Genomic DNA, 26,319 nt, shown 5'->3' on the forward strand with positions numbered 1-26,319 from the left:
AGGCCGTCAGGCCGTCAGCACGAGGGCACGTCGAACAGCTCGCCGTGCACGAGGTCGAACGCGCTGAGCCCGCCCGGCCGGTCGGCCGTGCCGCGCGCGAACACCACGCCCGCGCCGCGCGGCTGGCAGTAGACCAGGCCGCCCTGGTCCAGCCGGCCGGGCAGCTCCAGGGTCACCGCGAGCACGGCGAGCCGCGCGCCGTCGGGGTCCTCGGTCCGCCACCGGGCCGTGACCTCGGCGGCGGACCGCTCGACCGGGTGGTCCGGGTAGGTCTCGTAGGGCGAGACCATGTGCTCCGCGAGCGCGCCGTAGCTGCGGTCGCAGGCGGCCCGGTGGGCGCCGCGGACGTGCGTCAGCCAGGCCGGCGGCAGCGGGCTGCCGTAGGCGTCGACCTCGGCGACCTCGCCGCAGGTGTCCGCGACGGGTGCGGCCGGGGCGGTCGCGGGCCCGGTCGTCGTGGCCGTGGGCTCGGTTGTGCCGGGCGGGGCCGCGGCGGGGCGCTCGGCGCGCAGCAGGAGCGCCACGCCGATGGCCGCCAGGGACAGGGCGCACACGAACACCAGCGCGGCGTTCACCGCTCTCCTGGTCATCAGCAGACGACCTCCCCCAGCACCGAGCACCGCACCGAGTTGGCCCCGCCGACCACCCGGAACGGCCTGCCGTTGTCGTTCACGACGAGCTCTCCGGTCCGGTCGCCCGAGGACCAGTGGAACTCCAGCTCCCACGAGCAGTCGCAGGCCGCGGTGCGCCCGTGCACGAGGAAGCTCTCGCTGTCCATCGCGGAGACCTGGTAGGGGAAGGCGACCGGCTCGACCCGCCACCCGCCGCTCCGGGCGGCCTCGACCACCTTCGGGCCGAGCGGCACGCCGACCGGGACCGGGCGTTCCGCGTCCAGGTCGATGTCGAGGACGCGGTAGACGCCGGGACCACCGCACCGGGCGTTGAGCACCGTCCCGGCCGGCGCGGGCAGGCGTCGCACGAACCGCACCCGCACGTCCGTGATCTGGACGCTGCGCTCCCGGTCCAGGCCCTGGAGGGTGACCAGGTACCCGCCCGCGTCCGCGAACGCGCCGTCCCCGATCCCGGGTTTGCGGTCCCACTCCTGGGAGTAGTCGAACGTCGACCCCGACGGCACCTCGGCGGGCGCCCTGGTGGTGAACCAGTCGGACAGGCAGTCGTGGGTCTGCGCCCGCACCGCCACCACCAGCGGGGTCCCGGTCGCGGCGGGCGCGCTCGTCGTCGGTGAGGCCGCCGGGGGCGGGTCGGGATCGTCCCGCACCACCGCCACCAAGACCACGACCAGCGCCACGGCCACGACCGCCAGGCTCAGGGTGACCACGTGCCGACCGACGCCGTGGTGGTGCACACCGCCCCGCACGGAACCGGCCATCAGCGCGAAGTCCGAGACGCCGTGGTGCTCGTTGTGCACCGGCCCGGCGTCCGGTCGGGGGCGGTCGTCCGGTGGTAAGTCGTCCTCCACAGCGGGCAACCTAGCACCGCCGCGCGGACCCCGCGCGGCCTCAGCCCCCGGCGTAGCTGCCGTCCGGCGCGGCGGCGAACCACGTGTCGTCGAGGCCGTGGCCGTTCGCCTCGCCGCACAGCCGGTCCCCGGCGAAGCGGTAGACCGGCCAGCCCGCGACGGTCACCTGGAGCTCGCCGTCCGCGCGGGTGGTCGTACCGACCAGCGACCGGTCCACGCCCTGCACCTCGAAGTTCTCCGTACCCACCACCAGCGGCGGCCACTGCTCGGCGCACCCGCCGTCGCAGGTCGATCGGGACGGGTCCGGGGAGTCGTCGTCGAAGCGGTAGAGGGTCATGCCCTCCGCGTCGGTGAGCACGGTGCCCAGCTCACCGACCGAGGCGGTGGTCAGGGCCAGGCCGGACGCGGGCGCCAGGGCCTTCCTGCCGTCCGGCGCGGCGACGAACCACGTGCCGCCCGTGCCCTGACCGCCGGCCTGGCCGGGCGCGATGTCCCCGGCGAAGCGGTAGACCGGCCAGCCCGCGACGGTGATCTGCCTCGTGCCGTCCGCGCGGACGAGCGTGGAGACCAGGTCCTCGGCCACCCCCTGCGCCCGCACGCCCTCCGCGTCGGCGGGCGCGGGCACCCACTCCTCCGTGCAGGGGCCGGCGCAGGCGGACGTCGGCGGCCGCGCGGTGTCCCCGTCGAACCGGTAGAGCGTCAGGCCCTCGCCGTCGGCCAGCACCGCGCCCAGACCCGGCACGACGGCGGTGGTCAGCTCCGGGTCCAGCGCGTCGCCGCCGGCGGCGGACCGGGGTTCGACCGACTGCTGCGGCAAGGGCGTGCCCGTCCGCTCGACCGTGCCGCACGCCCCGAGCAGGACGGTTCCGACGAGAGCGGCGGCGAGGGTTGCGAAGTCGCGTGTCATGGTGGACCTCCCCTGGTTGTCCCGTGCGACCTCGACACGGACCGGGGCGGGGGGCGGTTCAGAAGGATCTCCGGTCCGCGCCGCGCTCGCGGAAGGCGGCCCGCTTGAGCGGCGGCACCGCCTCGAACACCCGCAGCGCGGTGCGGAAGACGGCCTTCCCGGCCGCGTTGCCGGACACGAACTGCCGCGCGCTGCGCAGCGAAGCCCCCACCGCGGCGAAGCCGTACCGGCGCATCCGCCGCTCGTAGTCGGCGATGGCCGCGAGCGGCTCCCGCTCGACCAGGTTCCGGCACAGCACCGCGGCGTCGCGCAGCGCCGTGTTCGCCCCGACCCCGCGCATCGGCGTCATGCTGTGGATCGCGTCGCCGAGCAGCGTGACCAGGCTCGGCTCCCACGCCGGGACGGGCACGGACGTGCGGATCGGCCACCGCGACACGGTGTCGTGCGGCGTCTCCCCCACCAGGCGCACCAGGTCGGGGTGCCAGTGGTGGACCCGGTCGGCCACCGCCCGCCGCGGCCCGTCCGCGCCGATCTCCAGGTCGCGCGCGGCGTAGGCCCACATCAGGTAGCCGTCCCGGTCCAGTTCGTGCGGCGCCAGGAACATCCCGGCCGCGGCGCGCGGGACCACCGCGGTGGCGTGCGCCAGGAGCTCGGGCGGCAGCCAGGCGCGGGTGCCCGGCGTCAGCGGCAGGCGCCCGGCGACGGCGGTGATGCCGGTGTCGACCCGCCGGGCGTGCGGCAGGAGCTGGGCGCGCACCGCCGAACCGGCCCCGTCCGCGCCCACCAGCACGTCGCACCGGGTGGACGTGCCGTCGGCGAAGTGGGCGGTGGTCCGGCCGCCCTCGGGCTCGTAGCGGGTGAACCGGCGGCCGAACCGCACCGCGTCGCCCAGGCCGTCGAGCAGGATCTCGCGCAGGGTGACCCGGCTGACCGAGTGGTGCGCGCGCTCGGGCTCGGCGTCCGGGTCGTCGAGGACGAGCAGCCGCCGCAGCCGCTCGTCGCGGAACCCGAACCCGCCGCCGCCCCGGCCGGTGGTGGCGGCGAACCGCTCCCACGCCGCCGGCGGCAGGCACTCGTGCAGCGCCCGCGCGCCGACCGGGTCGATGTGCAGCCGGTAGCCCTGGAGCCGGTCGGTCGGTGTCGCGTCCCGCTCGTGCACGGACACCTCCACCCCCGTGCCGGCGCAACCCCTGCGCCAGGCACAACCCGCCGATCCCGCCACCGACCACCGCCACGTGAAAACCCATGGGAGCACTATCATCCGTTTGGATGATTAAGTCAAACAGAGAGGTGACAGCGCCCGGTCGGCTACTTTGGTGCCCGTGCCGCGCCGATCACCCGACCCCGCCGACCGCAAGCGCGATCCCGAGCGCACCCGGGCGCGGATCCTGGAGGCGGCGGTGGCCGAGTTCGGCGCCAAGGGCTACGCGGCGACCCGCGTCAGCGGCATCGCGGACCGCGCGGGCGTGAACAAGCAGCTGATCTCGTACTACTTCGGCGGCAAGGAGGGGCTCTACCGCGAGCTGGCCGACCGGTGGCGGCAGGAGGGCGGGCAGCTCGCGGAGGGCCCGCTGGCGGAGGTCGTGCGCGGATTCGTGCTGTCCACGCGGGACCGGCGCGACTGGGCCCGCCTGATGGTGTGGGAGAACGTGTCGGGCGACGACGGCACGCCGGACGACGACGGCGACACCGGGTTCCTGCGAGCCCAGGTCGACGCGCTGCGGGCGCGCCAGGAGGCCGGCGAGGTGCCCGCCGACCTGGACCCGGCGCACCTGCTGCTGGCCCTGGTGGCGGCGGCTTCCGCGCCGCTGTTCATGCCGAAGGTGGCTCGGCGGATCACCGGGGAGGACCCCGGGTCGGCGGAGTTCACCGAGCGCTACGCGGAGCAGTTGGCCCGGCTGGTGGAGCGGTTGGTGCCGCCGGTTCCACCCGACCCGGTCTAGCTCGGGCCGACTTGGCTCGGGCCAGCCCAGCTCTGGCCGGCCCCGGCCCTGGCCGGCCCCGGCCCTGGCTGATCTGGCTCGGGCCAGCTCGGCTCGGGCCAGCTCGGCCGGCCTGGCCCGGCCTTACCCGACCTGGTCGGTCACCCGCTCCCGCCGCCCCGCCAGGAAACCCGCCAGGTACGTGCGCAGGCCGCGTTCGGCGCTGCGCATCATCAGCGCGTGGTTGAACCGGAACACCGGCCGGGCCACCGGCGCCAACGCGCGCAGCAGCGCCTTGCGCACCACCACCTCCTGCTCGAAGACCAGCCGCGCACCCGGCCCGTCCGGCAGGACGCGCCAGCTCGCCGTGCCGTCGAGGTCACCAGCCAGGTCGGCCCGCAGCAGGCCCGCGTCCCGGTCCTCGGTGTGGTGCCGCGCCTCGAACACCAGGTCGTACGGCAGCAGGGACCGGCACCGCAGCTCGGCCGCGCGCTGCGCGACCTGGCGCGCCTCCCGCACCTCGCGCCACCAGTGCGGGTAACCGCCCAGGTCGGCGAGCACGTCGAAGACCTGCCCGGGGGTGCTGTCGAGCCACCAGGCGCTGCGGAAGCGGTAGGAGTTCAACGACATGTCGACCATGCTCACGCATCCCGGGTGGCGGCGCAGGCCACCACCCGGGGTGCGCGTCAGCCGACCGCCGCCACCGAGGGCAGCGACTCGCGCAGGAACGCGCCGGTGTGGCTGCCGCTGTTCCCGGCCACCTGCTCCGGCGTGCCCTCGGCCACCACCACGCCGCCGCCCGAACCGCCCTCCGGACCCATGTCCACCAACCAGTCCGACGTCTTGATCACGTCGAGGTTGTGCTCGATCACGATCACCGTGTTGCCCTTGTCCACCAGGCCGTTGATCACGCCCAGCAGCTTGCGGATGTCCTCGAAGTGCAGGCCGGTGGTCGGCTCGTCGAGGATGTAGACCGTCTTGCCGGTCGACCGCTTCTGGAGCTCCGAGGCCAGCTTCACGCGCTGCGCCTCGCCACCGGACAGCGTGGTCGCCGGCTGGCCCAGCCGCACGTAGCCGAGGCCGACGTCCACCAGCGTGCGCAGGTGCCGGTGGATGGCGTTGATCGGCTGGAAGAAGTCCGCCGCCTCCTCGATGGGCATGTCGAGGACCTCGGCGACGGTCTTGCCCTTGTAGTGGACCTCCAGCGTCTCCCGGTTGTACCGGGCGCCCTTGCACACCTCGCACGGGACGTAGACGTCCGGCAGGAAGTTCATCTCGATGGTGATGGTGCCGTCGCCGGCGCACGCCTCGCAGCGCCCGCCCTTGACGTTGAACGAGAACCGGCCGGGCTGGTAGCCGCGCACCTTCGCCTCGGTGGTCGCCGCGAACAGCTTGCGGATGTGGTCGAACACCCCGGTGTAGGTGGCCGGGTTCGACCGCGGCGTGCGGCCGATCGGCGACTGGTCGACCTGCACCAGCTTGTCGACGTGCTCCAGGCCCTTGATCCTGGTGTGGCGGCCGGGCACCTGGCGCGCGCCGTTCAGCTTGTTCGCCAGCACCGTGGCCAGGATGTCGTTGACCAGCGTCGACTTGCCCGAGCCGGACACGCCCGTGACCGCCACCAGGCAGCCCAGCGGGAACGACACGTCGATGTTGCGCAGGTTGTGCTCGCGCGCGCCCACCACGGTCAGCTGCCGCTTGCGGTCCACCGGGCGGCGGACGGCGGGCATCGGGATCTCCTCGCGCCCGGACAGGTAGGCGCCGGTGATCGACTTCTTGTTCTTCAGCAGGGTCTCGTAGGTGCCGCTGTGCACGACGTGGCCGCCGTGCTCGCCCGCGCCGGGACCGATGTCGACCACCCAGTCGGAGGTGCGGATCGTGTCCTCGTCGTGCTCGACCACGATCAGCGTGTTGCCCAGGTCGCGCAGGCGCGTCAGGGTCTCGATCAGCCGGTGGTTGTCGCGCTGGTGCAGGCCGATCGACGGCTCGTCCAGCACGTACAGCACGCCGACCAGGCCGGAGCCGATCTGCGTGGCCAGCCGGATGCGCTGCGCCTCGCCACCGGACAGGGTGCCCGAGGCGCGGTCCAGCGACAGGTAGTTCAGGCCCACGTCGAGCAGGAAGCGCAGGCGGGCCTGGATCTCCTTGAGCACCGCGCCCGCGATCATCGACTCGCGCTTGGCCAGCTCCAGCCCGTCGAGGAAGTCCGAGCACTCGGCCACCGACATCGAGCAGACCTCGGCGATCGACCGGTCGCCCTTGGTCCGGTGGTGCAGCGTGACGGCCAGGATCTCCGGCTTCAGGCGCGTGCCCCGGCACACCGGGCACGGCACCTCCCGCATGTAGCCCTCGTACTTCTCGCGCATGTACTCGGACTCGGTCTGCTCCTGGCGGCGCTCCAGGAACGGGATGACGCCCTCGTAGTTCGCGTAGTACGAGCGCTCGCGGCCGTAGCGGTTCTTGTAGCGGACGTTCACCTGCTCGTCGATGCCGTGCAGGATCGCCTTCTGGACCTTGGCGGGCAGCTGCCGCCACGGCGTGTCCATGCGGAAGCCGATGGTCAGGCCCAGCGACTCCAGCAGGCGGGTGAAGTACTCGGCGGTCTGCCCCGAGGCCCACGGCGCGATCGCGCCCTCGGCCAGCGACAGCTCGTCGTCCGGCACGACCAGCTCCGGGTCGACCTCCTTGCGCACGCCGATGCCGGTGCACGTGGGGCACGCGCCGTAGGGCGAGTTGAAGGAGAACGACCGGGGCTCCAGGTCCTCGATCGCCAACGGGTGGCCGTTGGGGCAGGCCAGGTTCTCGGAGAAGCCCCGCACCCGGCCCGGGTCGGTCTCCGCCACGTCGACGAACTCCAGCTCGACCAGGCCGTCGGCCAGCCGCAGCGCGGTCTCCACCGAGTCGGTCAGGCGCTGCTTGGCGCTCGTCTTCACCGCCAGGCGGTCGATGACCACCGCGATGTGGTGCTTCTCCTGCTTCTTGAGCTTGGGCACCTCGCCCAGCGCGTAGACCGCGCCGTCGACCTTGGCGCGCGAGTAGCCCTGCGACTGGAGGTTGGCGAACAGGTCGACGTACTCGCCCTTGCGGCCGCGGATGACCGGGGCCAGGACCTGGAACTTGGTGCCCTGCTCCATGGCGAGCACCTGGTCGACGATCTGCTGCGGGGTCTGCTTGCTGATCGCCTCGCCGCAGGTGGGGCAGTGCGGCTTGCCCGCGCGGGCGTAGAGGAGGCGCAGGTAGTCGTAGACCTCGGTGATGGTGCCCACGGTCGAGCGCGGGTTGCGGCTGGTCGACTTCTGGTCGATGGAGACCGCGGGCGAGAGGCCCTCGATGAAGTCGACGTCCGGCTTGTCCATCTGCCCGAGGAACTGGCGGGCGTAGGCCGACAGCGACTCGACGTAGCGCCGCTGGCCCTCGGCGAAGATCGTGTCGAAGGCGAGGCTGGACTTGCCCGAGCCGGACAGCCCGGTGAACACGATGAGGCTGTCCCTCGGCAGGTCGAGGTCCACCCCCCGCAGGTTGTGCTCGCGTGCCCCGCGAACGACGAGCCGGTCGGCCACAACGTTTCCCTTCGGTTTTTGACCTTCCCCCGAACAGGTGTTCGAAGCAGCGTATCGGACCCACCGGGCCGGGTCTGTCGGGGAGGGCGTGCACCATGCTAGGTGCGGGCACCGACAAAGACTGGGTGGGCGAGTTCCCGCGATCGTGCCGCCAACGGGTCTACCAACGGGTAGTCGCCGCCCCTACGCTGGGGCGATAGGCCGTTCGGCCGCATAGACGCGGGATGGGGTGCCCATGAGCTTCACTGATGCCGCACAGGTCCGATCCGCCCAGGCGAGCGTACCCGCGCCGCGCGAGCAGTCCGCCGCGGCGCGGGGCGGGCAGTCGGGCACGGTGCCGGACGAGGCGCAGGACGCGGCCGCCGGGCTGGCCGAGGTGGCGCGGGCCACCGAGGCGCTGTACGGGGTGGTGGCCGAGCTCGACCAGCTCGACCTGCGCGGACCGAGCCTGCTGCCCGGCTGGAGCCGGGGCCACGTGGTGACGCACCTGGCGCGCAACGCCGATGCCCTGGTCAACCTCCTGACCTGGGCGAAGACCGGGGTCGAGCACCCCATGTACCTGAGCCGGGCCGACCGGGACGCCGACATCGAGGAGGGCTCGGGCCGGCTGCCGCAGCTGCTGCGGGCGGACCTGGACGCGGCGTGCCAGCGGTTCGCCGCCTACGCGCGCGACCTGCCCACCGGGGCGTGGGAGGCCGAGGTCGACCACCCGCGCCTGGGGCTGTTCCGCGCGCACCGGGTGCCGTGGCTGCGGCTGCGCGAGGTGTGGGTCCACCTGGTCGACCTCGACCGCGGGGTGGGGTTCGCCGACCTGCCGCCCGAGCTGGTCGAGGGCTTCCTGGAGGACGCCGCCGCCCACTACGCGGACCACCCCGGGACGCCGGAGGTGCGGATCGAGGTCGAGTTCCCGGACGGCCGTCAGCGGGACTGGGCGCTCGGCTCGGCGGGCGAGGGCTCGCCGCTGGTCAGCGGCGCGGCGGCCGACGTGCTGGGGTGGCTGACCGGCCGCCACAGCGGCGAGCGGTTGGCCGGGACCGCGCCGGCGCTGCCCAGCTGGCTCTGAGCGGCGAGCAGCAGGCCGACCACGGCGGGGCGGCGGTTCGCGGTGAGGGCGCGGTAGGCGGGGCGTTCCACGAGCGCGGTCAGCAGCCAGCCCAGCACGACGGCGGAGGTGGTGAACGCGGCCAGCTCCACCAGCGGGCCCGGGGTGACCGAGGCCACCCGCACCATGACGAAGTAGCCGATCTCCTGGTGCACGAGGTAGACGCCGTAGGAGATGCCCGCCAGCCACCTGATGGGCCGGCGCAGCGCGCGCACGGGGGCGACGTCCCAGTCGGGACCGCCCGCGGCCGCGCACACGCCGATCAGGACCACGCCCAGGCCGATGGTCGAGCGCAGGTCCTCGGTGTGCGTGGCCTGGGCCAGCAGGGCGCAGGTGAGCAGGGCGAACAGGTGGTGGTCGCCGAGCCGTGAGCGGGACCACAGCCAGATGCCGACGCCGATGGCGAACAGCTGGCCGCGGTGCGCGCCCAGGCCGTTGTAGAGGGTGTTGAGCAGACCGGGTTCGGCGGCCTGCTCACGCAGGACGAGGGGGGCGACGACGAGCGTCCACAGCAGGGCCTTGAGCGCCCCGCCCCGCAGCCGGGAGGCCAGCAGCGCGCCCGCGACGAAGCCGGTGACCTGCACCGGGAGGGTCCAGTAGGAGTGGTCGATCAGGTTCACGCCGGGGAACCAGTTCTGGAGCATCAGCGCGTTGAGCAGCAGGTCGCGCGGCCCGGCGTGGCTCCAGTCCGGTGGAGCGGCCAACCGGACCACGGCGTAGGTGAAGACCGCGGCGGCGAGGTAGGCGGGGAACAGGCGGGCCAGGCGGTTGCGCAGGAAGCGGGCCGGTTCGCCCTTGGCCAGGCCCGCGCAGGCGAAGAAGGCGGAGATGACCACGAGCGCGCTCGCGCCGAACTCCAGGGAGAAGGCGAACGAGGGGGCGCTGATCTCGGGGTGGGCCGCCGGTCCCGCGTGGGTGGCGTGCTGGAGGACCACGCAGAGGACGGCCAGGACGCGCAGCACGTCCCAGTTGATCCGGCGTTTGGTAGGCACGAGGTGGAAAACCCCATTCGAACGACATCTGCGGAGCGGCGGGGGTCGTTACCAAGACTAAGGGATCGACCTGTGCGGGTCCTGAAGGGTGTGCCGGGTCGACTACGGTCGGCCACTGTGGACGTACTAGAGGACTACACGGGGCACGTGTCACCGGACGGCCCGGCGGCCCGGCGCACCCTCGACGCGCTGACCATCACCAAGGTCTCGGTGGGCCCGATGGACAACAACGCGTACCTGCTGGTGTGCCGCGCGACCAACGAGGCTCTCCTCGTCGACGCGGCGGCCGACCCGCAGCGCCTGTCGGACCTGATCGGGCACTCCTCGGAGCGGCCCAGGCTGAAGACCGTGGTCACCACGCACCAGCACGCGGACCACTGGGGGGCGCTGGGGGCGGTCGCGGGCGCGAACGGCTCGAACACGGTGGCGCACGCGCTGGACGCGGGGGTGCTGCCGGTGCCGCCGGACGTGCTGGTGGAGCACGGTGACGTGGTGCGGGTCGGGGAGGTGCCGCTGGAGGTGGTCCACCTGCGCGGCCACACGCCGGGGTCGATCGCGCTGCTGTACCGGGACCCGGGTGGCCGTCCGCACCTGTTCACCGGTGACTCGCTGTTCCCGGGCGGGGTGGGGAAGACCACGTCGCCCTCGGACTTCGCGTCGCTGATCGACGACGTGACGTCGCGGGTGTTCGACGTGCTGCCGGATGAGACGTGGTTCTACCCCGGGCACGGGGACGATTCCACCCTGGGGAGTGAAAGGCCTCACCTGGACGAGTGGCGTTCGCGGGGTTGGTGATCACGACGTGAGGTCGGGCAGTCGGCACGGATCGCCCGACCTCACGGAGTGCCTGACCGAGGCGAGCAGCCGCGGACGGGGGCACCGCATGTCGACCTGATTCCCCGGGAGTCGTCAGCGGGGGTGGGCACCGGCCGCCCCTCCGGACCGATCGGCGAGGACCGCACGAGCCGCGGCTGCGGCGCCCCGGTCAGGGTGGTGCTCGGAAATGGTGGCCAGCATGTCGTACCGGTCGGGGTGATCGGTGTCGGCCAGCGCCTGGGCGAAGCCGATCTGGTCGTCGAGCGGATGCCTGGTCAGCTCGTCGATCAGCAGGTCGTGTTCGTGCCTGGCGGCGAGGTTCTCGGCCAGCGCGAGGATCATCTCGTGCCTCCGCGCCGCACTGGGAGCCAGTTCGCCGTGGCGAACCAGCCACTCGGTGGCCACGGCTCCAGGCACTCCTCCGGTGGCACGCAGGCGGCGGGCCTGTTCGACGCCTGGCTCCCCCGTGCGGCTCAGCCCTGACCAGGCCAGCAGGCGGGCTGACGGCGACGGCCCTGCCGCGCAGCACTCCGCCAACTCGGCCGCCGCCTGAGCGGCTTCCCTGACCCCGACCCAGTTCGCCATCACCGACTCGGCCAGCTCGGGGGCCGCGTGCCGCAAGGCCTCGCACACCTGGTCCAGCGGCCGTTCGGCCAGTTCCTCCGTCGTCGGCGCGTCGAAGCCCTCCGCCGACAACGTTTCCCGCACGCCCCACAACCCCAGCGGGGTCAACCTCACGAGCCTCGGATCAGGGTTCTCCTCACCGGACAGCTCAGCGATCTCGTCCAGTTCCCACGGCTCCGCGGCCGCCGTCTCCTCCGCCGCTCCCAGCGTCTCCAGCGCCGAAAGCACGTTGTCGAGGTCCCTGCGCCACATCAGCTCGCGGAAGTCGACCAAGAGCCCTCCGACGCCGAAGTCGAGGTCGAACAGCTCGGAGAGCAGGTTCCGAACGTCCTGGACCAGCAACTCCACCGGCAACGGAGTCCCGCCCGCGGTGTAGAGGCCCAGCAGCAGTCCGGGCGCCACCTCGGGCAGGGCCTCCCCGAGCGGGGAAGGAGCCTCGTAATAGCTCGTGGGCGCGCACAGCACGGGCCCCAACCCCGGGAAGGCCGCGTACGCCCGCCGCCACAGGTCCAGCGGTCGGTCGAGCAGTCCGACCGCGCTCTTTACCGGCACCAACCGGCCCTTGACCACCCGGAGCACGCGAACCGCCTTGGCCCACTCGACCATCAGCGACACCTGCGGCAGGTCCCCGCTGCTCCGGGCCCGCTCCAGATAGGGCTCGTCCACATTCAGCAGCCCGGCCAGCTCACGGGCATCGGCGACGCGCAGGCGCTTGGTCGCCGTCAACGCGCGCCCCGCCCCCACCCACGTCACCAACACGCGGAGCCGGGTCACCAGGGCGGAATCACGCGCCATGGCAGCCAGGTCCTGGTCGGAGGGCAGGACCACCGGCGGCAGGTGACGTCCCGCACCCTCGTCGACGCCGGGATCGACCAGGTCGATCCCGGCGTCGAACGCACCGCGCCGCATGATCTCGGCCAGCACGTCCTGGTCGTAGTCGACCTCGCCGGCCTGGACCGCCGCCACGAAGCGACGAACACCCTCACCGTCCTGCGGATCGACGCCGTGCTCGATCATGCGCGTCGCCCAGAACTTCGCCGGTCCGCAGTGGCGCTCGTCGGCCATCCTTTCGAAGAAGACCGGGGCGACCTGATCGATCACCGCGTGCAACGCGGCCGGATCGCCTGGCCGGTCGACCGGCGCGACCGACAGGAAATCGACCCAGCGGTGCAGCGTCGACAACACCCCCGGCCACTCGGGCCGGTTCATCGTCACCTTGCGCGGGAACCACTCGACCAGCAATTCCTGGATGTCCTCGGCAGCCCACCGGGCGGGATCGCCACCCCGCGAAACCTGCCACTCCAACGCCACCTCCACCACGAAGGGGTCGGCGTCGGCGTCACGCGCGGTGGTCCAGCTCTCGAACTCGGCCGCCAAGGCGCCAGCGGCTGCTTCACGTGTGTGGCGGCGATCGGTCGTGTTCACGCGACCACTATCGCGGAACGCCGGGGACAGCTGAACGCCGTCCCGGTGCACGCGCCGTGACCGGTGCTCACACCCCGGCTCGATCGAGGCGTTCGACGAGGCCGGATTCGCGAGGGCCGCTCGCCCCAACGCGATCGTGCGCGAGGCGAACCGTCGCTGCGCAGATCACCCTCGGTCCGGAGGACCGGGAACCGAGCACCGGGTCCGGCGACAGCCTCTGTCGCCGGGCTGGGCGCATCCCGCCCTGGCGAGTCGCCCAACAGGCTGTTCACCGTTGGGGTGATTCACCCTTCCCGGGTGGGGTGGGGCGGACCAACCCGGCCGAGGACCTCGCCTGCCGCACCGGCCGCCGCGCCGCGCCGGACGGCAACCTCGTGCACGCCGGGGAGGGTCCCGCCGGCATCGCCGCGGCGGGGTGAGCCCCGCCCCGGCAAAACCGGTTCGGCGGCGAACCGGTTCCCCCTAGGATCGACCCGTGCCCGCCTCGGACAGGGTGGCCGTCCTCAGCGGCGGCGTGAACCCCAGGTCGTAAGAGCAGCGTCGCCGCACCCGCGAAGTCCTCGCCGGTGTGGCCCTTCGCGCTGCCCCGGCTCCGTTGACGATTCCCGGAGCTCTGCCTTGCGAACCCGTTTTCGCCCCACCCCGGACAGGTGGTCGGGGTGAACCGCCGCTTCCTCGTGCCGGCGGCCGTCCTGCCGGCCCTGTCCTCCTTCCCCCTGACCATCACCGGCGCCTCGGTGGCGCTGCCCGACCTCACCGGTGACCTGGGGGTCTCCCCGACCGGCGCCCAGTGGGTCGTCACCGGCTACAACCTGTGCTTCGCCGCGTTCCTGGCCTTCGGCGGCTCGCTCGCGGACCGGCTGGGCAGGCGCCGCCTCTACGTCGCCGGGGTCGCCGCGTTCCTCGTCGGCAGCGTGCTGTGCGCCCTCGCGCGGGACGTCGGCGTGCTCGTGGCCGCCCGCCTGCTCGCCGGGACCGGTGCCGCGGTGGCCACCGCGACCGGGCAGTCCCTGCTGGCGGCGACGTTCGACGGCGCGGCGCGCACCCGCGTGTTCGGGGCGCTGGGCACCGTCCTGGGCGCCGGGTTGGCGTTCGGGCCGACCATCTCGGGCTTCCTCGTCGACGCGGTGGGCTGGCGGGCCGTGTTCGGGGTGCCGGCGGTGCTCGCGGCCCTCTCGCTGCTGCTGTGCCCCGCCCTGCCCGCCGGGCCGGGTGCCGGGCGCGGGGAGGTCGACTGGCTCGGCGGGGTCCTGTTCACGCTCGGGCTCGGCGCGGTGATCTGGGTGTTCGTCGAGGCACCCGCGCTCGGTCCCGCCCACCCGGCGGTGCTCGCGGTCGGCGCGGTCGCGGTCGGGGGCGCGGTCGGGTTCGTGCGGGTCGAGCGCCGCCGGTCCGCGCCGGTGTTCGACCTCGCGCTGCTGCGCGACCGGGCCTTCCTGGGCTACTCGCTGGTGGCGGCCGCCCTGATGGGCCTGCTGGTCCCGCTGCTGGTCTACCTGCCGTCGTACCTGATCGACGTCGTCGGGCTGGAGCCGGCGCGGGCCGGGCTGTGGATGCTCGTGCTCACCGTCCCGTCCGTCCTGCTGCCCGGTCCGGGCGCGGCGGTGGCCCGGCGGTCGCCGCGCCTGCTGGCGACCGGCGCGGTCCTGGTGGCCTCGGTCGGCGTGGTCTCGCTGGTCGCCACCGGCCCGGCGGGTCCGCCGTGGCTGTCGCTGCTGCTGGTCGGCACGGGGGTCGGCCTCACCACCGGCGTGGTCGACGGGCTGGCCGTCTCCAGCGCGCCGGCCGACCGGGCGGGCACGGCCGCGGGGCTGTTCAACACCGCGCGCCTGGCCACCGAGACCGTCGCGCTGGCCACCGCCGGCTCGGTGCTGACGGCGCTGAGCGGCGGGCACCTGGTCGGGGACGGCTTCACCGAGGCGCTGCGGGTGGTGGTGCTGGGTCTGGGCTGCTGCGGTGTGGTGGCCGCGGTGGGGGCGAACGCGTTGCTGCGGCGCGGGAACTGAGCCCCGGGCCGTCCCGTCCGGGGTTTCCGGACGGGACGGCCCGGGGTTCCCGGAAGGGACGACTCACGGTTCCCGGGCGGGACGGCGCGCGACCGGGGCGGGCGCGGTGTGCAGGCCGAGGGTCGGCGACCGCCGCAGCCGCCGGACCGCGGGCACGACGGCGGCCGAGGTCAGGGCCAGGGTCGTCCACAGCACCGGGGCGCCCGCCGCCAGCAGGGCGGTGAACAGCGCGGGGCCGCCGACCGCCGGGATCGCCCAGGAGAGCTGGAACAGCGCGCTCGCCCGCCCCTGCGCGCCCGGCGGCGCGGCGGCCGCGGCGGCGGCCGTGGACAGCGGGGCGAACAGGGCCTCGGCGAACGCGAACGTGACGCTGACCGCGAGCACCACCGCGACCGCCCCCGCCGGCGGCAGCGCCGCGACGGGGACCAGCGCGGCGAACGAGCAGGCGAACACCACCGCCGCGGCGACCAGCCCCGTGCCGCGCGACCAGCGGGCGGCCAGGCGGGTCACGGGCCGCTGGAGCAGCAGCACGGTGACGGTGCCCAACCCCAGCGCCGCGCCCGGCAGCCAGTGCGGCCCGCGCAGCACGTCGAGGACCAGGATCGGCAGCATCGAGTACTTGCCGGTGCTCGCGAGCGTGAACAGCACGTGCGCGGCGCAGAAGGCGGTGTAGGGGCGGTCGCGCAGCACGACGCCCCAGCCGCCCCGCTCCGGGGCCCGGCCGTCGGGTCCGGTCGGGGTGCGGACCCCGGCCACCAGCAGGGCGGCCACGCCGAAGCTCGCGGCGTTGAGGTAGGCGAGCACGGCGTAGGTCGACGGGTCGTCGACGGGGACCAGCGCGGTGGCGCCCGCGCCCAGGCCCGCGCCGAGGAAGCGGGCGACGGTCTGCGTGCCGAGGAGCCGCTCCGCGCCCCGACCGGTGGTCAGGGCCGTGACGACCGGCGCGTTCGCGGTCCAGAACAGGCGGTCGCCGACGCCGGCCAGGGTGGTCACCAGCACCACCTGCCAGGTGGCCGAGGTCGACGGGTAGCAGGCGAAGGCGACCAGGCGCACCACGTTGCCCAGCACCAGCACGGCGACCGGGCCGGCGCGGTCCACCAGGGACCCCGACAGCGGGCCGGCGGCCAGGCCGAGCAGGGCGCCGAGGCTGAGCGCGCCACCGGCCTCGGTCAGGCCCATCCCCCTGCCGTGGACCAGGAACAGCAGCACGAAGGGCAGCCACAGGCCGCTGCCGAACGAGTCGATGAGGGTGGCCGCGGTGAACCTGCGCCGGACGCGGCGCGGGTCCGCCGCCCGGTGTTGTGCCGTCATGCCGTGCGCTCCCCCGAACTGGACGGCGAGCCAGGCTAGGGCACGACGCGGGCCCGGGGGTACGGAATTGACCGCGTGCGCGGGCGGGCGCGGTTGCTCGTCCGCGAACGGATCCCGCGGTGGGTATGGTCCTCGCGTGGAGCAGGTGGTCGAGATCTACACCGACGGCGCGTGCAGCGGGAACCCCGGTCCCGGCGGGTGGGGCGCGGTGCTGCGGTACGGGACGCACGAGCGCGACCTGTTCGGGGGTGAGTCGTCGGCCACCACCAACAACCGGATGGAGCTGATGGCGCCGATCCAGGCGCTGGAGACGCTCAAGCGACCGTCCTCGGTGCGCATCTACACCGACAGCACCTACGTGCGCAACGGCGTGCTCTCGTGGCTGGCCAGGTGGAAGGCCAACGGGTGGCTCACCTCCGGGCGGCAGCCGGTCAAGAACGTCGACCTGTGGCAGCGGTTGGACGCCGCCGCCGCGCCGCACCGGGTCGAGTGGCACTGGGTGAAGGGCCACGCGGGGCACCCGGAGAACGAGCGCGCGGACCGGCTGGCGGTCCGCGGCGTCCGGGCGGCGGCGGGGTCGGACCTGCGGGCGGACGTCGTGCACGACGGCGAACCGGCGGCGTGACCCCGGCCCGGGGGCCGGGGTCACGCGCGGTCGGAACACCGCGCGGTCAGAACACCGACGCGAGCCGGCGCATCCCCTCGGCGATCCGCTCGGGCGTGTTGGTGGTGAACGACAACCGCAGGGTCGAGTGGTCCGGGGTGACCGCGTGGAACGACGCGCCCGGCACGAACGCCACGTCCCGCGCCAGCGCCTCGTGCACCAGCTCCGCGGTGTCCACCCCGCCGGGCAGGGTCAGCCACACGAACATCCCGCCGTCCGGGTCGGTCCACCGCGTGCCCTCCGGCACGGTGCCCGGCAGCGCCGCGATCATCGCGTCCCGCCGCTCCCGGTAGGCCGCGCACAGGCGGCCGATGTGCGCGTCGAGGTCGTTGGCCGCCAGGTAGGCCGCCGCCGCGGCCTGGTCGACGGCGGAGGTGTGCAGGTCCGTCGCCTGCTTGACGACCACCAGCGTGCGCATGATCGACCCGGGCGCGCGCAGCCAGCCCAGCCGCAGTCCCGGCGCGCCGACCTTGGAGAAGCTGCCGAGGTGGATGACCCGGTCGCTGAACGACGCCAGCGCGGGTTCCGGTTCGCCCCGGTAGCGCAGCTCGCCGTACGGGTCGTCCTCGACCACCCACAGGCCGTGGCGGTCGGCCAGCTCCGCGACCGCCCGCCGCCGCCCGGCGTCCAGCGTGCGGCCGGTCGGGTTGGCGAACGTGGGCACCAGGTACAGCAGCTCCGGCCGCTCGCGCTCGACCACGTCGGCCAGCGCCTCGGGGTCCACGCCGCGCTCGTCGGACGCGACGGGCACCAGCCGGGCGCCCGCGAGCCCGAAGCACTGGAGCGCCGCGAGGTAGGTGGGCTCCTCGACCGCGACCACCGCGCCGGGCTCCAGCAGGGCGGTCGCCACCAGGGTCAGCGCCTGCTGGGAGCCGGTGGTGACGAGCAGGTCGGGCACGCCGGTGGGCAGGCCGCGCCGGGTGAGCCGGTCTGCGACCAGGGCGCGCAGGTCGGGGTCGCCCTCGGTGGGCGAGTACTGGAGGGAGCGGCGCGACACCGCCCGGTCGAACGCCGCGCGCAGGCCCTCGACGTCGAACAGCTCGGGCGCGGGCAGGCCGCCCGCGAACGAGATCACCTCGGGGCGGGCGGTGAGCGCGAGCAGGTCGCGGACGGGCGAGCCGGCGAAGGTGCGGGGCATGGGGGTCCTCGGGGAGTCGTGGGACGGGCGAAACGCGGTCGTGCCACGCGTGGGGGTCGCACCGAGGGGTCGAGGGCGCCACCCCGGAGTCTACCTCGGCGTCTACCTTGGCGTGGTGGAGTTCGAGGCGCACCGGGTCGAGCTGACCGGCTACTGCTACCGGATGCTGGGCGGGCCGTTCGAGGCCGAGGACGCGGTGCAGGAGACGTTCGTGCGGGCCTGGCGCGGGACCTACGACCCGGCTCGCGGCACGCTCCGGGCCTGGCTCTACGCGATCGCCACCAACGTGTGCCTGGACGCGCTGCGCAGCGCGCGGCGGCGGGCTGTGGCGATGGACCTGACCTCGCCCTCGGCCCCGGGTTCCCCGCTGGGCGAGCCGCTGCCCGCGTCGGCGTGGGTGGGACCGGTCCCGGACGAGCGGGTGCTGCCCGCCGACCAGGTCGTGGTGGGCCGCGAGAGCGTGCGGCTGGCGTTCGTGGCCGCGCTCCAGCACCTGCCGCCCCGGCAGCGGGCGGTGCTGCTCCTGCGGGACGTGCTGTGCTGGCGCGCGGCCGAGGTGGCGCGGTTGCTGGACACCACGGTCGCGTCGGTGAACAGCGCGTTGCAGCGGGCCCGCGCCGGGATCGCCGACCGCAGGCCGGAGCCGCTGGGCCCGGTCGACGAGGACCTGCTGGAGCGGTACGCGGCGGCCTTCGAGCGGCACGACGTGGCGGCGCTGGTGTCGTTGCTGCACGAGGACGCCACGATGACCATGCCGCCGTTCACGTGGTGGCTGCGGGGGAAGGCCGACATCGCGGCGGCGCTGTCCGCCGGCGGCAGCGGGTGCGAGGACGCGCGGGTGGTGCGGACGTGGGCGAACGGCGTGCCCGCGTTCGGCCAGTACCGGCCGGACGAGCGGGGCGGGTACCGGCCGTTCGCGCTGGTGCTGGTGGAGTTCTCGGGTGGGTGGCAGGTGGGGTCGACCACCTGCCTCGGGGACGGGCTGTTCCCGATCTTCGGTTTGCCGATGAGTTTGCCCGCCGGCTCCCGTAACAGGGGGTGAAGCCCTTTTCGAGGAGGACCGGTGTACGAGGACGTGAACGGTGTGCGCACGTGGCACGAGGTGCGCGGCGGGGGTGAGCCGGTGGTGCTGCTGCACGGCGGGTTCAGCGACTCGCGGGAGTTCGGGCCGAACCTGGCACGGTTGGCGGACCGGTTCCGCGTGCACACCGTCGACCGGCGCGGGCACGGGCGCACGCCGGACGTGCCGGGACCGGTGGAGCTCGACGTGCTGGCGGGCGACCTGGCGGCGTTCCTGGAGCGGGTGGTCGGCGGGCCGGCGCACCTGGTCGGCTTCAGCGCGGGCGGCGTGGTGGCGCTGGGCCTGGCGCAGCGGCGGCCGGACCTGGTGCGCAGGCTGGTCGTGCTGAACACCGCGTTCGCCAGGGACGGCTGGGTGTTCCTGCCGCAGCCGGGCGGTGAGCTGCCCGCCGAGCTGACCGACCGGTACGCGGAGGTGTCGCCGGACGGGCGGGACCACCTGCCGGTGGTGGTGGAGAAGTACGCGCGGGCGGCGAACTCCGACGAGGTGGTGGACCTGGCCGCGATCACCGCGCCGACGCTCGTGCTGGGCAGCGACGACGACATCGTGCACCTGGAGCACACCGTGGCGATGTACCGGGGCATCGCGGGCGCGCAGCTCGCGGTGCTGCCGGGCACCTCGCACCTGATGCTGTTCGAGCGGCCGGAGCTGTGCGCGTCGCTGATCACCGACTTCCTGACCACGGACGCGCGACCGCTGATGCCGATCACCCGCGCGGGCTGACGCCGCGCGGGCGGCGTCGCGCCCCCGACGTCCCGCGGGACGAGGAGCGCCCGGTCGACGGACTCGCGGTGAGCTCGTCGACCGGGTGTTCGCGCGCCGGGCGCGTGGTACGCGGGGCCGGAGCCGGTCGAGCCGGTCGGGCACTACGGCAGCCGGGCGTCCACGGCGGCGAGGTGGTCGCGGCCGTACGCGCCGTTCTCCAGGCCGGCCACCAGGACCGGCGGCAGGTCCGGGACGACCTCGGCCGACCGCGAGGCGGCGGCCAGGGCGATGGTCGCGACCGTGTCCACGTCGCCGGTGAAGGCGACGCACGCCCGCAGCACCCCGCTCAGCGTGCCGCCGGCGGCCAGCGCGGTCAGCGCCGCCCGCGTGCTCGCCACGCCCTTCGGGCCGACCGGTCCCCGCCACGGCCGCGCCCAGACCGGGGAGCCGAGCCGGTAGGCGACCCACGCGCCGACCGACGCCACCGGGCCCAGGCCGCGGTCGCAGTAGTGCACGGCGAGCGCGGCGGCCCGCGCCGCGGCCACGCCGTCCGGGGTGTCGTGCGTGACCCGGGCCTGCACGTCGGTGTGGTGCAGCACGTCGGCCGGGGTCGGCAGCAGCCCGAGCGGCGCGGTCCGCATGGCCGCGCCGCTCTTGTCGCTGTCCGGGCGGATGCGCGCGAGGAACTCCTCCCCCGTCCGCACGGTGCCCAGGAATGCGTGGAAACCCCGCGCGTAACCCTCGCGCGGATCGCGGTGGAACGCGGTCACGAACGCCTCGGCGACGGTCTCCCGCGTCCACGGCTCCCCCGAGACGAGCAGTTCGGCCAGCGCCAGGGTCAGCTGGGTGTCATCGGTGTAGTGGCCGGGTGCGAGCCGCGGGTGCCGGGGGTTGCGCACGTAGCCGGCGAGGGTGTTGTGCCTGGTCACGTAGTCCGGGTCGGCGTACTCGAAACCCGCGCCGTACGCGTCCCCGATGGCCAGTTCGACGAGCATGGCACTCACGTTATGACTCTTTCGATATATCCCAACTCACCCGATCGAGTGGTACGAATTCCGTGACCCAAGACACCCTGTGCGCGAGAAATCGCGTGTCTTCGGAAACGAGGAACCCTTGCGACTCACCAGGCTGATCCCCGCGCTCGCAGCCGCGCTGCTCTCCCTGCTCACCCTGGCGCCCAACGGCTCGGCGGCCCCGGCGCCGGCGCCGGGCGGCGAGGTCACGCCGTACATCATCGGCGGCGGCTACGCGAGCAACGCCCCGTGGGCGGCCCGGCTGTTCTCGAACGGCCGGCAGACGTGCAGCGCGACCATCATCGCCCCGACGTGGATCCTCACCGCGAAGCACTGCGTGAGCGGCGGCGGGCTGTCGTTCCGGATCGGCAGCCTCGACCAGGGCAGCGGCGGCACGGTGGCCAACGGCGTGCAGGTCCACAACCACTCGTCGGACCTCTCGCTGGTCCGGCTGGACCGCTCCGTGCCCGGGACCTACGCGCGGCTCGGCGCGGCCGGTTCGGTCACCGTGGGCCAGTCCGTGCAGGTCTACGGCTGGGGCGCCACGTCCCAGTGCGGCTCTGAGGCCAACTGCCAGTCCCAGTACCTGAAGGTCGCCACCGTGACGGTGACCGGCGGGTGCACCGACGCCTACGGCGGCTCGGCCATCTGCGCCCGGCGCGGCAACGGCATCACGGCGGGCGGCGACTCCGGCGGCCCGATGATGGCCGGCGGCGCGCAGGTCGGCGTGGCCTCCACCAGCGACCGGCAGACCACCACCGCGTACACCAACGTCACGCGGTACCGGTCGTGGATCCAGTCGATCGCCGGGGTCTGACCCCACCGGCCGGTCGACCCGATCGCGTCATCCACTTCGGACCGTCCACCGGGCGGTCCGAAGTGGACTTCCCGTTCACCTGCCACGCCGTTCCCCGCTCGGGCCGGGTTCGTGCCACGATCAAGGCATGTCGACCAGCCCTCGCGACCGGGACGAGCAGGGCCGGGCCCGCAACGCGCGACCGCGCGACGGCCTCGGCCGCCCCCTGCCCTACGGGGACACCGGGGTGGAGCGCCAACCCGAGGGTGTGCCGCGCCCGCCCGCCGAAGCCCTGGCCGAGGCCCAGCGGCTGCTCGACACCGGCCGCCCGTTCCACGCCCACGAGGTGCTGGAGGACGCCTGGAAGGTGGCGCCCGAACCGGAGCGCGAGCTCTGGCGCGGTCTGGCGCAACTGGCCGTCGGCCTGACGCACGCCGCGCGCGGCAACCCGTCCGGGGCCTCGGCACTGCTGACCCGCGGCGCCCGCAACATCGAGCCCTACCGCGAGGACCCGCCGCACGGGGTGGACGTGGCCGGGCTGGTGGCCTGGGCCGCCTCGGGCGACGGCGTGCCGAGGTTGACCGGGGGCTGACCGGGGCCGCGCCGGAGGAGCACCGACCCGATCGGCCGGAACCGCCACGAGCCGCCCGGAGCAGGCCCACCGGCCGCGACCCCGGGGCTCCAAATTGGTCCGAATGCCTGCTTCGGCGCGGTTGGGGCCGGGTAATTCGGGGTCGACAACTCTCCCCGGGAGGCTCAAGTGCTTGCGATCATCGCCGCGGTCATCTTCGGGCTGGCGTTCCTGCTGGACCTCGCCGGCGCCTCGCTCGGCGTGATGGACAGCGGCGCGCTGCTCTTCGCCGGCCTGCTCTGCGTCGCCCTGCACCTGGCGGGTGTGGGCTCCGGCGCGCGTTCCCTCAGCTTCCGCCGGCGCCGCTGACCCCTGTGGCCGGACAGGGCCCCGGACCGCACCGGTCCGGGGCCCTTCCACGTCAGTCGCCCGCGATCGGGACCCCGATCACCAGGCAGGCCACGCAGGGCACTCCGTCCGGTTCGGGCAGCAGCTCCGCCGTGCCGACGTCGATCCGCTCGCCGCACAGCGCCACCAGCGCGGAGCGGGTGCCGTCGGGCAGCGGCACGAGGTGGCAGCCGTCCCCCCACCCGTCGGTCGGGCCGCCGCGCCTGCGCACGAGGAGCACGGGCTCCTCGGCCCGCTGGGAGCCGTTCACGTCAACCACCAACTCCCCTCGTGGGACCCGCGTCGGTCACCTCGCCATCCTGGGACGGCGTGGCGACCGCGCCCCCGGGCCGATGCCGAATCGGAGCCCCCGTATGCGGCAGACGCATACGCGTGCGGTCAGCGGACGCCCCGGGCCGGTCGACGCCCTCAGCGCGTCGGCGTCCGCGCCGACCAGCCGTCGAGCGCGTCGGCGAACCCCGGCGGGACCCGCCGCGCGGGGCCGGCGTCCGGCACGGCGCCCTCGTCGGCCAGGCCCAGCAGGGCGGCCGGGATGCCCAGCAGCCGTTGGAGCGGGCGCAGCACGCGCAGGTCGAAGGCGATGTCGCTGCCCGACTCCAGCCGGGAGACGGCCGACTGGGAAAAACCGACGAGCGCGCCCAGCTCGTCCTGGCGCAGCCCGTGCGCGCGCCGGGCCGCCGCCACCACGGCTCCCGGGGCCTGGTCCCGCACCGCCTGCCGGACCTCGCGGCTCTCCCACAGCGACGGCGGCAGCGGCGGCAGCGGTCCCGGGGTGCGGGCCGGTGCGGGGCGGCCGGTGGTCGGGCCGTCGTGGTGCGGTGGCATGGTCGACCCCTCCCGCGGGCAGATCCCGAATCCTGGCACCGCTCCCCGGCCCGGCACACCGCCGTTGCGGGAGTCCCGGCCCCGGCCGGAACGCGACCCGGCCCCGGCGCCCGGCCCGGCAGTCGGCCCCGCGACCCGGCGCCCGGCAGTCGGCCCCGGGACCCGGCCCCGGCGGTGAGGCTCCGCACACCGGGAGTCCGGTCCGGTACGTCCCTCCCGCCCGGTCCGCGCGGCTATGCTCCCGGCCGTGATGAGGGCGCTGCGGGACTTCTCGACCGGTGTGGGGTTGCTCGGCCAGGGGTTCGGGCTGGTGTTCCGGTCGCCCAAGCTGTTGCTGATCGGGGCGGTCCCGGCGCTGCTCACCACGGTGCTGCTGATCGGCGGCCTGGTCGGGCTCGCGGTGTGGGTCGACGACATCGCCGCCTGGCTCACGCCGTTCGCCGACGACTGGAACGCGACGGTGCGGGCGGTCACCCGGTTCGCCGCCGGGTTCGGCGTGATCGGCGCGTTCGTGGCCGTCGGACTGCTGCTGTTCACCGCCATCACGCTGATCATCGGCGGCCCCTTCTACGAGCACATCGCGGAGACCGTCGAGGACCGGCACCTCGGCGGCGTGCCCGAGGCCGAGCAGGTGACGTGGCTGCGGTCGGCCGCGATGGGCGCGCGGGACGGGCTGCTGCTGGTGGGACTGGCCGTGCTGTGCGCGATCCCGCTGTTCATCGCCGGGTTCATCCCGGTGCTGGGGCAGACGGTGGTGCCGGTGCTCGCGGTGTGCGTGAACGCCACGCTGCTGAGCATCGAGCTGACCGCGATCCCGTTCACCCGGCGCGGCCTGGACCTCAAGGTGCGCAGGCAGGTGCTGCGCAGGCGGCGGGCGGTGACGCTCGGCTTCGCCGTGCCCGCCTACCTGCTGTGCCTGGTGCCGCTGGCCGCCCTGGTGGTGCTGCCGGCGGCGATGGCGGGCGGCACGGTGCTGGCGCACCGCCTGCTGCACGACCAGCTCAGGTGAACGGCACCCACGCCCGCTGACCGAGGTCGGCGAGGCCGTGGACGCCCGCGCCCGCCGCGGACACCGTCCACAGCTCCTCGCCGATCACCAGCGCCCGCCGGGGACCGGGGTCGACGTCCGCGCCCCCGTGCCGGACCGTGCCCAGCGGGGAGAACCCGGCGCCGTCCAGCCGCAGCACCAGCAGGCCGCCGGCCCGCTCGTCGACCACCGGCAGGACCACCAGGTCGTCCCAGAACAGGAACGCGTGCGGGTCGAACTCGACCTCCGAGTACGCGCCCGGCAGGTGGTGGCCCGCGACCTTGGCGGGCGCGGCCGGGTCGGACACGTCGAACAGGGAGACCTGCGTGCCGGTGGTCCGCCCGCGCGCGGTGGCCTCCTGGCCGACGCCGATCAGCCGCCCGTCGCCCGCCGGGTGCAGGTAGGCCGAGTAGCCGGTGATCTTCAGCTCGCCGACCCGGCGCGGGTCCGCCGGGTCGGACAGGTCCAGCGTGTAGAGCGGGTCGACCTGCCGGAAGGTGACCACGTAGCCGACCGGGCCGGCGAACCGCACGCTGTAGATCTGCTCGCCCACGCCGAGCCCGTCGAGCTTGCCGACCTGCTCGAACGCCTTGCCCGCGCGCCGGAGCACGGTCACCGAGCTCTGCGTGGCGACCTCGCGCGGCGCGGAGTTGCGGGCCACGGGCCCCGGTTCGGACGTCGTGGTGGCGACGCGCAGGTGCCCGTCGTGCTCGGACAGCGCGTACTGGTTGAGCAGCGCGCCGGGGACCTCACCGGACGCGACGTGCTCGGGCGGGCCGGGCCGGGAGGTGTCGAACTGGTGGATCGCGGTGGTCGGGAACGCGGTGGCCGCGCCGCGCGCCGACGGCCGCAGCCGGTGGTCGTCGGCCACGTAGAGGGACGTGCCGGTGCCGTAGACGGTGTCGCCGTCGGCCGTGATCGCCACCGCGTCGCCGGAACCCAGCTCGCCGGGGAAGTCGAAGGTGAGCACCGACAGCACCGACGTGGCCGGGTGCTCGACCGGGTGGCTGAGCCGGTCGCAGGCCACCAGCGGGCCCTCCGTGCGGGCCCCGTCGGCGCCGGTCAGCTCGTAGCGCGGCAGCCACGCCTCGATCGGCGCGCTCGCCGCGATCTCCCGGTTCCGGATCAGCGACCGCGCCACCTCCCCGCCGTCCGTCGGGTACACCCACCCGAGGCGGGGCGCGGAGTGCGTCACCACGCGCACCACGTCGCCGGTCTGCCGGGCGTCGACGAACCGGCCCGTGACGGTCAGCGAGCCCAGCACCCGGGCCTGCCCCGCGAGGTCGACCAGGGTGATCGAGGAGCCCTGCCCTGCGGGGTCGGCGGCGGGCAGGTCCGTGACGCCCCACCCCGGCATCGCCATCGCCGGTGAGCCGACCACGAGTGCCCGGTCGCCGTGCAGCAGCAGCTGGGAGGCGTGGCCGCCGGGCAGGTCGAGGGTGGCGGTGACCCGCCGGTCGGCCGCGTCGACCACCCGCAGCCTGCCGTCGGCCACCGTGACGACGCGCTCGCCGTCGGTCTTGACCAGGTCCGGTTCGTCCACGCCGGCCTCGTGCGCGTTGGTGCTCGAATGGCCGGGGGCACCGGGCTGCTCGGGCGCGGCGTCGGGCACCGCGGCTGCCTCCCGCCGGGTCGCCCCCTGTTGGGCGGCGACCGGTGGCGGGGCACCCGCCCTGGCGTCGGCGGCCACCCCGCCGTCCTGCGCGGCGAAGTACCCCCCGCCCAGGCCGTACGCCCCGACGTGGGGCGCGATCGCGCGGCGCAGCCCGGCCAGCGCGGTGTCGCACGTGTCGAACGCCACCAGGTCGACCGGCACCGCCTCGACCGGCGCCGCGGCCGGCGGATCCCCCTGCGCGCCGGGCACGGCGGAGGCCGCGCTCACCCCCGCCACCAGCGCCGCGCCGGCGAGCAGCGCGGCCCGCCCTCCCCAGGACTTTCGCGTCATG

General features: G+C 74.5%; 24 protein-coding genes and 1 pseudogene. 11 read left to right on the plus strand and 14 right to left on the minus strand.

Going from position 1 to position 26,319, the window contains the following annotated elements; genetic code table 11:
* Window positions 1–14 precede the first annotated feature (14 nt).
* The 4 genes from Q5530_RS18060 to Q5530_RS18075 are packed head-to-tail and all read right to left on the minus strand — an operon-like array spanning window position 15 to window position 3,546.
* On the minus strand, window positions 15–590 hold the full coding sequence (locus Q5530_RS18060; protein ID WP_415363703.1) for a hypothetical protein: 576 nt from the start codon (window positions 588–590) through the stop codon (window positions 15–17).
* Entirely contained in the window at window positions 590–1,489 is a 900-nt protein-coding gene (locus tag Q5530_RS18065; RefSeq protein WP_415363705.1) for a hypothetical protein, read from the minus strand. Before Q5530_RS18065 ends, Q5530_RS18060 begins: the two co-directional genes overlap by 1 nt.
* 31 nt (window positions 1,490–1,520) lie before the next feature.
* Entirely contained in the window at window positions 1,521–2,387 is an 867-nt protein-coding gene (locus Q5530_RS18070; RefSeq protein ID WP_415363707.1) for a hypothetical protein, read from the minus strand.
* A gap of 58 nt (window positions 2,388–2,445) precedes the next feature.
* Window positions 2,446–3,546, minus strand: coding sequence for an FAD-dependent oxidoreductase (locus Q5530_RS18075; RefSeq protein ID WP_415363709.1), 1,101 nt, complete (start codon window positions 3,544–3,546; stop codon window positions 2,446–2,448).
* A gap of 163 nt (window positions 3,547–3,709) precedes the next feature.
* On the opposite strand from Q5530_RS18075, the gene Q5530_RS18080 reads away from it, so the two are divergent.
* A complete protein-coding gene (locus Q5530_RS18080; RefSeq protein WP_415363711.1) occupies window positions 3,710–4,330 on the plus strand; it encodes a TetR/AcrR family transcriptional regulator in 621 nt (206 codons plus the stop codon).
* Between the two features lie 123 nt (window positions 4,331–4,453).
* Here Q5530_RS18080 and Q5530_RS18085 read toward each other — a convergent pair whose 3' ends face one another.
* The gene (locus Q5530_RS18085) at window positions 4,454–4,948 is read right to left on the minus strand and encodes an SRPBCC family protein (protein WP_415364183.1); all 495 of its coding nucleotides are present in this window, start codon (window positions 4,946–4,948) and stop codon (window positions 4,454–4,456) included.
* A 47-nt stretch (window positions 4,949–4,995) separates the two neighbouring features.
* A complete protein-coding gene (gene uvrA, locus Q5530_RS18090; protein ID WP_415363713.1) occupies window positions 4,996–7,869 on the minus strand; it encodes an excinuclease ABC subunit UvrA in 2,874 nt (957 codons plus the stop codon).
* Between the two features lie 235 nt (window positions 7,870–8,104).
* Here uvrA and Q5530_RS18095 point away from each other — a divergent pair, with 235 nt between their 5' ends.
* Complete coding sequence (locus tag Q5530_RS18095) at window positions 8,105–8,932, plus strand: maleylpyruvate isomerase family mycothiol-dependent enzyme (protein ID WP_415363714.1); 828 nt, start codon at window positions 8,105–8,107, stop codon at window positions 8,930–8,932.
* An 89-nt stretch (window positions 8,933–9,021) separates the two neighbouring features.
* Here Q5530_RS18095 and Q5530_RS18100 read toward each other — a convergent pair.
* Window positions 9,022–9,963: pseudogene (locus Q5530_RS18100) on the minus strand (acyltransferase family protein); the annotation flags it as partial.
* 117 nt (window positions 9,964–10,080) lie between these two features.
* On the opposite strand from Q5530_RS18100, the gene Q5530_RS18105 reads away from it, so the two are divergent.
* Entirely contained in the window at window positions 10,081–10,758 is a 678-nt protein-coding gene (locus Q5530_RS18105; RefSeq protein WP_415363715.1) for an MBL fold metallo-hydrolase, read from the plus strand.
* A 114-nt stretch (window positions 10,759–10,872) separates the two neighbouring features.
* Here Q5530_RS18105 and Q5530_RS18110 read toward each other — a convergent pair whose 3' ends face one another.
* A complete protein-coding gene (locus Q5530_RS18110) occupies window positions 10,873–12,828 on the minus strand; it encodes a hypothetical protein (protein ID WP_415363716.1) in 1,956 nt (651 codons plus the stop codon).
* A 659-nt stretch (window positions 12,829–13,487) separates the two neighbouring features.
* Between Q5530_RS18110 and Q5530_RS18115 the strand changes: the two genes are divergently transcribed.
* On the plus strand, window positions 13,488–14,834 hold the full coding sequence (locus Q5530_RS18115; RefSeq protein ID WP_415363718.1) for an MFS transporter: 1,347 nt from the start codon (window positions 13,488–13,490) through the stop codon (window positions 14,832–14,834).
* Window positions 14,835–14,897: 63 nt separating this feature from the next.
* Here the strand turns inward: Q5530_RS18115 and Q5530_RS18120 are convergent, their stop codons facing one another.
* Window positions 14,898–16,145 (minus strand): MFS transporter, encoded by a 1,248-nt coding sequence (locus tag Q5530_RS18120; RefSeq protein ID WP_415363719.1) that lies wholly within the window; start codon window positions 16,143–16,145, stop codon window positions 14,898–14,900.
* Between the two features lie 136 nt (window positions 16,146–16,281).
* Here Q5530_RS18120 and rnhA point away from each other — a divergent pair, with 136 nt between their 5' ends.
* Window positions 16,282–16,770 (plus strand): ribonuclease HI, encoded by a 489-nt coding sequence (gene rnhA, locus Q5530_RS18125; protein ID WP_415363721.1) that lies wholly within the window; start codon window positions 16,282–16,284, stop codon window positions 16,768–16,770.
* A gap of 46 nt (window positions 16,771–16,816) precedes the next feature.
* Here the strand turns inward: rnhA and Q5530_RS18130 are convergent, their stop codons facing one another.
* Complete coding sequence (locus Q5530_RS18130) at window positions 16,817–17,947, minus strand: PLP-dependent aminotransferase family protein (protein WP_415363723.1); 1,131 nt, start codon at window positions 17,945–17,947, stop codon at window positions 16,817–16,819.
* 115 nt (window positions 17,948–18,062) lie between these two features.
* On the opposite strand from Q5530_RS18130, the gene Q5530_RS18135 reads away from it, so the two are divergent.
* The gene (locus tag Q5530_RS18135) at window positions 18,063–18,989 is read left to right on the plus strand and encodes a sigma-70 family RNA polymerase sigma factor (protein WP_415363725.1); all 927 of its coding nucleotides are present in this window, start codon (window positions 18,063–18,065) and stop codon (window positions 18,987–18,989) included.
* Window positions 18,990–19,010: 21 nt separating this feature from the next.
* The gene (locus Q5530_RS18140) at window positions 19,011–19,751 is read left to right on the plus strand and encodes an alpha/beta fold hydrolase (protein ID WP_415363727.1); all 741 of its coding nucleotides are present in this window, start codon (window positions 19,011–19,013) and stop codon (window positions 19,749–19,751) included.
* 143 nt (window positions 19,752–19,894) lie between these two features.
* On the opposite strand, the gene Q5530_RS18145 is transcribed toward Q5530_RS18140, so the two are convergent.
* Window positions 19,895–20,728, minus strand: coding sequence for an ADP-ribosylglycohydrolase family protein (locus tag Q5530_RS18145; RefSeq protein ID WP_415363729.1), 834 nt, complete (start codon window positions 20,726–20,728; stop codon window positions 19,895–19,897).
* Window positions 20,729–20,846: 118 nt separating this feature from the next.
* On the opposite strand from Q5530_RS18145, the gene Q5530_RS18150 reads away from it, so the two are divergent.
* The 3 genes from Q5530_RS18150 (at window position 20,847) to Q5530_RS18160 (ending at window position 22,482) form a co-directional block, all read left to right on the plus strand.
* On the plus strand, window positions 20,847–21,563 hold the full coding sequence (locus tag Q5530_RS18150; protein WP_415363731.1) for a S1 family peptidase: 717 nt from the start codon (window positions 20,847–20,849) through the stop codon (window positions 21,561–21,563).
* A gap of 127 nt (window positions 21,564–21,690) precedes the next feature.
* Window positions 21,691–22,134 carry a DUF309 domain-containing protein gene (locus Q5530_RS18155; protein WP_415363732.1) on the plus strand — a complete coding sequence of 148 codons (444 nt, stop codon included), beginning with the start codon at window positions 21,691–21,693 and terminating at the stop codon, window positions 22,132–22,134.
* Between the two features lie 168 nt (window positions 22,135–22,302).
* The gene (locus Q5530_RS18160) at window positions 22,303–22,482 is read left to right on the plus strand and encodes a hypothetical protein (protein ID WP_380634126.1); all 180 of its coding nucleotides are present in this window, start codon (window positions 22,303–22,305) and stop codon (window positions 22,480–22,482) included.
* A gap of 52 nt (window positions 22,483–22,534) precedes the next feature.
* Here Q5530_RS18160 and Q5530_RS18165 read toward each other — a convergent pair whose 3' ends face one another.
* Complete coding sequence (locus tag Q5530_RS18165; RefSeq protein WP_415363734.1) at window positions 22,535–22,780, minus strand: hypothetical protein; 246 nt, start codon at window positions 22,778–22,780, stop codon at window positions 22,535–22,537.
* Between the two features lie 149 nt (window positions 22,781–22,929).
* Window positions 22,930–23,346 (minus strand): helix-turn-helix domain-containing protein, encoded by a 417-nt coding sequence (locus tag Q5530_RS18170; protein WP_415363736.1) that lies wholly within the window; start codon window positions 23,344–23,346, stop codon window positions 22,930–22,932.
* Between the two features lie 250 nt (window positions 23,347–23,596).
* On the opposite strand from Q5530_RS18170, the gene Q5530_RS18175 reads away from it, so the two are divergent.
* Window positions 23,597–24,355, plus strand: coding sequence for an EI24 domain-containing protein (locus tag Q5530_RS18175; protein WP_415364184.1), 759 nt, complete (start codon window positions 23,597–23,599; stop codon window positions 24,353–24,355).
* Here Q5530_RS18175 and Q5530_RS18180 read toward each other — a convergent pair.
* Window positions 24,348–26,318, minus strand: a complete 1,971-nt coding sequence (locus tag Q5530_RS18180; RefSeq protein ID WP_415363738.1) for a beta-propeller domain-containing protein — start codon at window positions 26,316–26,318, stop codon at window positions 24,348–24,350. The genes Q5530_RS18175 and Q5530_RS18180 overlap by 8 nt on opposite strands.
* Between the last annotated feature and the right edge of the window lies 1 nt (window position 26,319).

Source organism: Saccharothrix sp. BKS2, from assembly GCF_047689505.1.
GTDB lineage: Bacteria > Actinomycetota > Actinomycetes > Mycobacteriales > Pseudonocardiaceae > Actinosynnema > Actinosynnema lopnurensis.

Bases quoted from the DNA above. Each gene is read 5' to 3' on its own strand.
- Q5530_RS18060 (WP_415363703.1), bottom strand. From the start codon at position 590: ATGACCAGGAGAGCGGTGAACGCCGCGCTGGTGTTCGTGTGCGCCCTG.
- Q5530_RS18070 (WP_415363707.1), bottom strand. From the start codon at position 2,387: ATGACACGCGACTTCGCAACCCTCGCCGCCGCTCTCGTCGGAACCGTC.
- Q5530_RS18085 (WP_415364183.1), bottom strand. From the start codon at position 4,948: ATGGTCGACATGTCGTTGAACTCCTACCGCTTCCGCAGCGCCTGGTGG.
- Q5530_RS18095 (WP_415363714.1), top strand. From the start codon at position 8,105: ATGAGCTTCACTGATGCCGCACAGGTCCGATCCGCCCAGGCGAGCGTA.
- Q5530_RS18120 (WP_415363719.1), bottom strand. From the start codon at position 16,145: ATGACGGCACAACACCGGGCGGCGGACCCGCGCCGCGTCCGGCGCAGG.
- Q5530_RS18130 (WP_415363723.1), bottom strand. From the start codon at position 17,947: ATGCCCCGCACCTTCGCCGGCTCGCCCGTCCGCGACCTGCTCGCGCTC.
- Q5530_RS18145 (WP_415363729.1), bottom strand. From the start codon at position 20,728: ATGCTCGTCGAACTGGCCATCGGGGACGCGTACGGCGCGGGTTTCGAG.
- Q5530_RS18155 (WP_415363732.1), top strand. From the start codon at position 21,691: ATGTCGACCAGCCCTCGCGACCGGGACGAGCAGGGCCGGGCCCGCAAC.
- Q5530_RS18170 (WP_415363736.1), bottom strand. From the start codon at position 23,346: ATGCCACCGCACCACGACGGCCCGACCACCGGCCGCCCCGCACCGGCC.
- Q5530_RS18175 (WP_415364184.1), top strand. From the start codon at position 23,597: ATGAGGGCGCTGCGGGACTTCTCGACCGGTGTGGGGTTGCTCGGCCAG.
- Q5530_RS18180 (WP_415363738.1), bottom strand. From the start codon at position 26,318: ATGACGCGAAAGTCCTGGGGAGGGCGGGCCGCGCTGCTCGCCGGCGCG.